4 protein-coding genes are annotated in these 7,731 nt (G+C 74.5%); 3 read left to right on the top strand and 1 reads right to left on the bottom strand.

Going from position 1 to position 7,731, the window contains the following annotated elements; genetic code table 11:
- Positions 1 to 319 precede the first annotated feature (319 nt).
- Entirely contained in the window at positions 320 to 2,437 is a 2,118-nt protein-coding gene (gene glgX / locus AB0G56_RS05575; protein ID WP_360964061.1) for a glycogen debranching protein GlgX, read from the top strand.
- A gap of 37 nt (positions 2,438 to 2,474) precedes the next feature.
- Here the strand turns inward: glgX and AB0G56_RS05570 are convergent, their stop codons facing one another.
- Positions 2,475 to 3,914 carry an MFS transporter gene (locus AB0G56_RS05570; RefSeq protein ID WP_360964058.1) on the bottom strand — a complete coding sequence of 480 codons (1,440 nt, stop codon included), beginning with the start codon at positions 3,912 to 3,914 and terminating at the stop codon, positions 2,475 to 2,477.
- Positions 3,915 to 3,995: 81 nt separating this feature from the next.
- On the opposite strand from AB0G56_RS05570, the gene treY reads away from it, so the two are divergent.
- Together treY and AB0G56_RS05560 are read left to right on the top strand one after the other, a co-directional pair.
- Positions 3,996 to 6,344 (top strand): malto-oligosyltrehalose synthase, encoded by a 2,349-nt coding sequence (gene treY, locus AB0G56_RS05565; RefSeq protein ID WP_360964056.1) that lies wholly within the window; start codon positions 3,996 to 3,998, stop codon positions 6,342 to 6,344.
- Between the two features lie 128 nt (positions 6,345 to 6,472).
- Positions 6,473 to 7,723 (top strand): M14 family zinc carboxypeptidase, encoded by a 1,251-nt coding sequence (locus AB0G56_RS05560; protein WP_360964053.1) that lies wholly within the window; start codon positions 6,473 to 6,475, stop codon positions 7,721 to 7,723.
- Positions 7,724 to 7,731: the final 8 nt, after the last annotated feature.

The following is a 7,731-nucleotide window of genomic DNA, read 5'->3' as shown; positions in this document are numbered from 1 at the left end:
GTCCGCGGACATTCCGCACCCGCGCCACGGACACTTCACCACCGGACCGCGGACATTCCGCACCCGCGCCACGGACACTTCACCACCGGACCGCGGACATTCCGCACCCGCGCCACGGACACTTCACCACCGGACCGCGGAGATTTCACGGCCGGGCCGACGAGACCCAGCCTACGGGCCGGGCCCGATTCGAACGCCTTCGGACAGGTCCCGGCGGGCGACGCACCCACGCCGAAGTCGTACGTGGCGACCTCACTTTCGGGGACACTCGGGGCCAGGGCGCCACCCCCGGCGCCGTACACCTGAGAGAGTCGTGTCCATGCAGGTCTGGCCTGGAGAGGCGTATCCGCTCGGCGCCACGTACGACGGCGCCGGCACCAACTTCGCGGTCTTCACGGAGGCCGCGGACCGAGTAGAGCTGTGTCTGCTGCACGACGACGGCTCGGAGACGGCGGTGGAACTGCGGGAGAGCGACGCGTTCGTCCGGCACGCCTACGTGCCCGGTGTCATGCCGGGGCAGCGGTACGGGTTCCGTGCGCACGGCCCGTACGCCCCGGAGCGCGGGCTGCGCTGCAATTCCGCGAAGCTGCTCCTCGATCCGTACGCGCGTGCGATCAGCGGCTCCGTCCGATGGGGCGAGGAGGTCTACGGCTACCACTTCGACGACCCCGGCCGGCGCAACGACCTCGACTCCGCCCCGCACACCATGACCTCGGTCGTGGTGAACCCGTACTTCGACTGGGGCGACGACCGGCCGCCCAGGCGCGGCTACCACGAGACGGTGATCTACGAGGCGCACGTCAAGGGTCTCACCATGCGCCACCCCGGTCTGCCCGAGGAACTGCGCGGCACCTACGCGGCGCTGGCCCACCCGGCGGTCATCGAGCACCTGACCGAACTGGGGGTGACCGCCCTGGAGCTGATGCCCGTACACCAGTTCGTGAACGACCACCGTCTGGTGGACATGGGCCTGAACAACTACTGGGGCTACAACACGATCGGTTTCTTCGCCCCGCACAACGCCTACACCTCGTGGGGGGACCGCGGCCAGCAGGTCCTGGAGTTCAAGTCGGCGGTCAGGGCACTGCACGAGGCCGGGATCGAGGTCATCCTCGACGTGGTCTACAACCACACAGCCGAGGGCAACCACCTCGGCCCGACGCTGTCCTTCAAGGGCCTCGACAACCCGCAGTACTACCGGCTCGCGGACGACCCGCGCCACTACACGGACACCACCGGCACCGGGAACTCCCTGCTGATGCGGTCCCCGCACGTGCTCCAGCTGATCATGGACTCGCTGCGGTACTGGGTCACCGAGATGCACGTGGACGGCTTCCGCTTCGACCTGGCGGCGACGCTGGCACGGCAGTTCCACGAGGTGGACCGGCTGTCGTCGTTCTTCGACCTGGTGCAGCAGGACCCGGTGGTCTCCCAGGTGAAGCTGATCGCCGAACCGTGGGACGTCGGCGAGGGCGGCTACCAGGTGGGGAACTTCCCGCCGCTGTGGACGGAGTGGAACGGCAAGTACCGCGACACCGTGCGGGACCTGTGGCGGGGCGAGCCGCGGACGCTCGCGGAGTTCGCCTCCCGGCTGACCGGCTCCTCCGACCTCTACCAGGACGACGGCCGCCGGCCGCTGGCCTCGATCAACTTCGTGACCTGCCACGACGGCTTCACCTTGCACGACCTGGTGTCCTACAACGACAAGCACAACGCGGCCAACGGCGAGGACAACCGGGACGGCGAGAGCCACAACCGCTCCTGGAACTGCGGCGCGGAGGGCCCCACGGACGATCCCGACGTCCTGGAGCTGCGGGCGCGTCAGATGCGCAACTTCGTCTCCACCCTGATGCTGTCCCAGGGCGTGCCGATGATCAGTCACGGCGACGAGTTCGCCCGCACCCAGCGGGGCAACAACAACGCCTACTGCCAGGACAACGCGCTGGCCTGGGTGCACTGGCCGGAGCCGGGCGAGCCTGGCAGCGACCTCCTGGAGTTCGTGCGGGCGATGGCCCGGCTGCGCAAGGAGCACCCGGTCTTCCGCCGGCGCCGCTTCTTCCACGGGCGACCGGTGGAGGGCACCCACGACGAGCTGTCCGACATCGCCTGGTTCACCCCCGAGGGCAAGGAGATGACCCAGCAGGACTGGGACTCGGCGCGCGCCTCCGCGCTGACCGTGTTCCTCAACGGCAACGCGATCTCCGAACCCGGCCAGCGCGGGGAGCGGATCAGTGACGACTCCTTCCTGCTGCTGTTCAACGCCGCGCCGAAGGCCCTCGACTTCGTCGTCCCCATCGATCACGGACGCCAGTGGCAGGTGGTCGTGGACACCGCCCGTACCGCCCCGGTCCCGCCCGGCACCGGCCGCAGGGCACAGGCCGGCGACCGGCTCACCCTCGAGGACCGCAGCATGGTCGTCCTGCAGCGCCCCGCCTAGCCGGCCCGCCGGTTCGCGTCCGGGCGGGGCCGGCGCCTCAGCCGGCCGTGCCGGCGCGGTCGTCGGTGGGCACGCGCGCGTGCGGCGTGCTCGCGAGGTCCCCGGCGTCGGCCGCGGGGCGTGCCGTCAGGGCGAGCACGGCGGCCAGACCGGCAGCGGTGCTCGCCACGGCGAAGGCCGCGCCCGGACCGCGCGCGTCGGCCAGCCGCCCGCAGACGGCGACGGCGAGCGCCTGTCCGGCGACGATCGCGCTCGTCGCGTACGCCATCGCCTCGGCGAGCCGGGACGGCGGCACCACCCGCTCGGTGAGCCCGAACACGGTGACCAGGTGCGGGGCGTACGCCACTCCGAGCACGGTCACCACGGCGTACAGGCCGGTCAGGGTGTGCGTGCCGAGCAGCGGCAGGGAGAGCGCGAAAGCCGCCGCCGTGGCCGCCCGCCGGCGTGCCCGCAGTCCGAAGCGGGCGGGGACGGCCGCCATGGAGAGCCCGGCGACCGCGCTCATCACACCCATGGCGGCGTACACGAGCCCGGCCTGGTCCTCCTGCCCCAGTTGCCCGGTGAGCGCCGTGATCCCCGCCTGGCAGGCGCCGAACATCGCCCCCTGGAGGGCGAGCGCGGCCCGCAGCGCGTGGACGGAACGGGGCATGCCGGGGCGGCCGTCGCCCGCGCCGCGCACCGCACGCGCGCGCGTGGCGGGCGGATGCCCGCCGACGGGCCCGGGGGCGCCCTCGGTGGCGAGGCCGTGCGCGGAACCGGGGCCGTGCTCGGTGGCGGAGCCGCCCTCCGTGGCGGAGCCGTCCTCGGTGGCGGAGCCGTGCGCGGAACCGGGGCCGTTCGCAGTGCCCGGGCGGGTCGCCGTGGCCGTCGGGTGCAGGGCGAAGCCCGTGCCGCACACGGCCACCAGCACCGCCGCCCCGCCCAGGGCGTACGCCGGGTGCGCGAGGACCGACGCGACTCCGACCAGGGCGGGGCCCAGGACGAAGGAGATCTCGTCGAGCGTGCTCTCGAAGGACAGCGCCGCCCCCACCGTGGCGTCGGGGACCGCGGCCCGGCGGGCGAGGGCGACGAGACGGGCGCGGGCCAGCGGGCCGATCAGCGGTACGGTCGCCCCCGCGCCCGCGCCCAGCAGCGCGAGCACCGGCGTGTTGAGGCCCGCGAGCGCCCCGGCGACCAGTGCGGTGACCGCGAGCGCGTTGGCCGACGCGAAAAGAAGGACGACCGTCCGCTGGCCGTGCCGGTCGGCGAGACGCCCCACGAGCGGCCCGCAGGAGACCTGCCCGAGGGCGAGTGCCCCGCCGGTCAACCCAGCCGCGGCCAGGGAGTCACTCGTCCGGGCGACGAGCAGCACGCTGCCGAACTGGATGGTGGCCGTGGGCAGCCGCCCGAGGAACGACACCACCGGAAGCAGCGGCCCCGTCAGGCCGATCACGTCACGGTAGGTCTCCAGTGTGCTGCGCCGCCCCGGTGTGGTCATCGTCCGACGCTAGCCACGCGCGCGGGGACACGTGGACGGACGGATGACACGAAACCCGGCCGGGCGGGTACGTAGCATCGCATGACACCCGAGCACCCCGTACCCGTCGTGCCCACGGCCACCTACCGGCTCCAGCTGCAGCCCGCGTTCCCGTTCCCGGCCGCCGCGGCGGCCGTCCCGTACCTGGCGTCGCTCGGCGTCTCTCACCTGCACCTGTCCCCCGTCCTGGAGGCCGTGCCGGGCTCACCGCACGGCTACGACGTCGTGGACCACACGCGCGTGCGCGGCGAACTCGGCGGCGAGGAGGGGCTGCGGGCGCTGGCGCGCACCGCGCGGGAGCACGGCCTCGGCCTGATCGTGGACATCGTGCCCAACCACATGGCGATGGTCCCGCGGCACAACCCCGCCCTGTGGGACGTGCTGCGCGAGGGGCCCGCGTCCGCGTACGCGCGCTGGTTCGACATCGACTGGCAGGCGCAGGGCGGCAAGGTGCTGCTGCCGGTGCTCGGCGGCCCGCTCGGCGAGGAGAGCGACCACCTGAAGGCGGACGGCGACGTCCTGCGCTACTACGACCACGCCTTCCCGCTGCGCGCGGGCACCGAGGGACTGCCGCTGCCGGAGCTGCTGGACGCGCAGTGGTACCGCCCGGTGTGGTGGCGGCTGGCCCGGACGGAACTGAACTACCGGCGCTTCTTCAGCATCTCGCAGCTGATCGGCGTGCGCGTGGAGGACCCGGAGGTGTTCGCGGCCACCCACGCCAAGATCCTCCAGCTGCTGCGCGAGGGCGTGGTCGACGGGCTGCGGATCGACCACCCCGACGGCCTCGCCGACCCCGACGGCTACCTCGACCGGTTGCACGAGGCGACCGGGGGGCGGTGGACGGTCGTGGAGAAGATCCTCTCCGACGGTGAGCACCTGCCGCCCTCCTGGCCGGTCGCGGGCACCACCGGCTACGACGCCCTGCGGCACGTCGACGGCCTGTTCACCGACCCGGCCGGCGCCGGTGAACTGCTGGAGCACTACCGGCGTTTCGCCGCCCCCCAGACCGACCGCGGCGGGGACTGGGCGGCCACGGTGCGGCGGGCGGCGTACAAGGTGATCACGCACGAGCTGGCGGCCGAGACCGAGCGGCTGACCCGGGTGGCGGACCGGGTGTGCTCGTCCGCGCCGGACCCGGCACTGCGCGACCGCGCGCCGTGGGCCCTGCGCACCGCGCTCCAGGAACTGCTGGTCCGCCTGGAGGTGTACCGGCCGTACACCTCTGTGGACGCCGCCTCGGTGGTCACCGAGGACGCCGCCGCGGCGGCCAGGCTCGCCTTCACGGTGCCCGAGGAGGGTGGGGCCGTGGACGTCGTACGCGACCTGGTGCTGGGGCGGGCCGGTGCCGGACCGGACGCGGTGGAGCTGCGGACCCGGTTCGCGCAGGCCGCCTCCGCGCTGCGCGCGAAGTCCGTGGAGGACACGGCGTACTACCGGTACGTGCCGCTGCTGTCAGCCAACGAGGTCGGCGGCGACCCGGGCCGCCCGGCGGTGTCCCCGGAGGACTTCCACGCGTACTGCGCGCGCGTGCAGCGGGACTGGCCCGTCACCGGGACGGTCGTCTCCACGCACGACACCAAGCGCAGCGCCGACGTGCGGGCGGCCCTGGCCGTGCTGACCGAGTGCCCGGGACGCTGGGCCCGGCTGCTGGCCGAGGTGAGCGGTGCCGGGGAGGGCGCGCCCGACGCGCAACTGGCGTGGGCGGCCTGGCAGACGGTGTTCGGCCTCGGGGAGCCGGACGCGGAGCGGGTGGGGCCCGCGCTGCTGAAGCACGTGCGTGAGGCGGGCCTGTACACGAGCTGGACGGAGCAGGAGGCACCGTACGAGGAGGCGGTGGAGCGGTTCGTCGCCCAGGGGCCGTGCGGGCCGCCCGGCGGGCGCGTGGCCGCCTTCCGCGCCGAGCTGGAGCCGTACGTCCGGGCCAACGTGCTGGGCACCGCCCTGGTGCACCTGACGATGCCGGGGGTGCCCGACCTCTACCAGGGCACGGAGGCCGAGTACCGGGCCCTGGTCGACCCGGACAACCGGCGGCCCGTGGACCTGCCGCCCGCCGACGCCGGCGCGAAGGGCGCGGTGACGGCGGCGGCGCTGCGGCTGCGCGCGCGCCGCCCCGAGGCCTTCGGCGCCGCCGCGACGTACACCCCGCTGCGGGCGGAGGGCCCGGCGGCGGACCACTGCACGGCGTTCGCCCGCTCCGGGCAGGCGGTCACGGCCGTCACCCGCCTCCCGCTGCGCCTGGCCGAGGACGGCGGCTGGCGCGGCACCCGGCTCCCGCTGCCCCCGGGCCGATGGGCGGACGTGCTGACCCCGGGCCGCGCCTTCGAGACCCACGCGCGCGCGGAGGACCTCTTCGAAACACTTCCCGTAGCCCTGCTGGAACGGGTGGACTGACCGTCCGGGCGGGGGTGGGCGCGGAGCGGGCCGGAAGGTTCGCCGGGACTGCCGGTGAGCGGCTACTTGACAGTCCTCACCGGCCGTGGGGTACTGCGGGATGCGAAGCCGGGCGGACGAGTACGGGGGTGAGTCCTCTGCCGGAGCCGCGCTATCCCAGTGTTCCCGAACTAGTGGCCTCGGCCCGGTCGCTGGCCGCGCGCCGGCCGGCCCTGTGCTCCCTGGAGGAGGTCGGCGCCTCCCGCGCGGGCAGGCCGCTGCACCTGCTGTCCGTCGGCCACGCCCGGCGGGCCGTCCTGGTGGTCGCAGGGGCGCACGCCAACGAGCCCACGGGCGGTTCCACCCTCCTCGCACTGGCCCACCGCGTGCTGCGCGAGCGGGAGTTGCGCGCCGGCACCTCCTGGCACTTCCTGCTCTGCGCGGACCCGGACGGGGCCAGCCTGCACGTGACGCCGGCCCCGCGCAGCCTGCTCGACTACCACCTCGGCTTCTTCCGCCCAGCCGGGTCCGAGCAGCCGGAGTGGTCGCCGTCCGTGCTGCCGCCCGACCGGCTGCCGCCCGAGACGCGGGCACTGACCGGCGTCATCGACGCGCTGCGGCCCTACCTCCAGGTCACGCTGCACGGCACGGAGCTGGGCGGCAGCTGGGTGCAGCTCACCCGGGACGTCCCCGGGTTGGCGGAACCTTTCGCCAAGTCGGCGGCGGAGCTGCACATCCCGGTGGAGACGGGGGCCTGCGACGCGGCGGGCTGGCCCGTCTCCGGACCCGGCGTACGGGTGATGCCGGCGCCCGGCTCGGCGCTGGCGTACCCGAGCCTGCCGGACGACGCCCGCCTCAGCACCTGGTACCACGCCCACCGCCACGGCGGTCTGACGGCGGTCGTGGAGGTCCCGATGTGGGCGAGCGACCTGGTCGACGACCCGGCCCCGCACCCCGCCCCGCACGCGGCGATACGGCGGCTGGCGTCCCGGCTGCTGCGGGACGCCCGGGAGGTGGACCTGGTGCTCGCCGACGCGCTGCCCCGGCTGCGGGGCGCCGAGGGGCCGCTGCTGCGCGCGGCGCGCTGGGGGCTGGGCCTGGTGCCGGGACTGGCGGCGGACTGGGTGCAGACCCCGCCCGCCGACACGACGATGGCCTACGTCGGCAGCGTCGACGCGTTCGGCCGCCGGCTGCCGCTGCGGGCCGCGGCGATGCTGCTGCGGGTGCTGCGCGAGGCCGACGACCGTGCCGCGCCGGGCCTCGAACAGCTCGTCGCGAGCTGGAGCAGGGCCTTCGCGGACCGCTTCCGGGCCCGCTGGGTGCCGCTGGAGCACCAGGTCGAGCACCAGTCCCGCACGGTGGTGGAGACGGCCCGCCACGCCCGTGACGTGAGCGCGTGAGGGGGCGC

This window comes from Streptomyces sp. NPDC021356, assembly GCF_040641015.1.
Lineage (GTDB): Bacteria > Actinomycetota > Actinomycetes > Streptomycetales > Streptomycetaceae > Streptomyces.
Note: the sequence above shows the minus strand (reverse complement) of the source record. Positions and strands in the feature narration are given on the sequence as shown.

What these genes read in the sequence shown, in the direction of transcription:
- glgX (WP_360964061.1), top strand. Translation starts at nt 320, where the DNA reads ATGCAGGTCTGGCCTGGAGAGGCGTATCCGCTCGGCGCCACGTACGAC.
- AB0G56_RS05570 (WP_360964058.1), bottom strand. Translation starts at nt 3,914, where the DNA reads ATGACCACACCGGGGCGGCGCAGCACACTGGAGACCTACCGTGACGTG.
- treY (WP_360964056.1), top strand. Translation starts at nt 3,996, where the DNA reads ATGACACCCGAGCACCCCGTACCCGTCGTGCCCACGGCCACCTACCGG.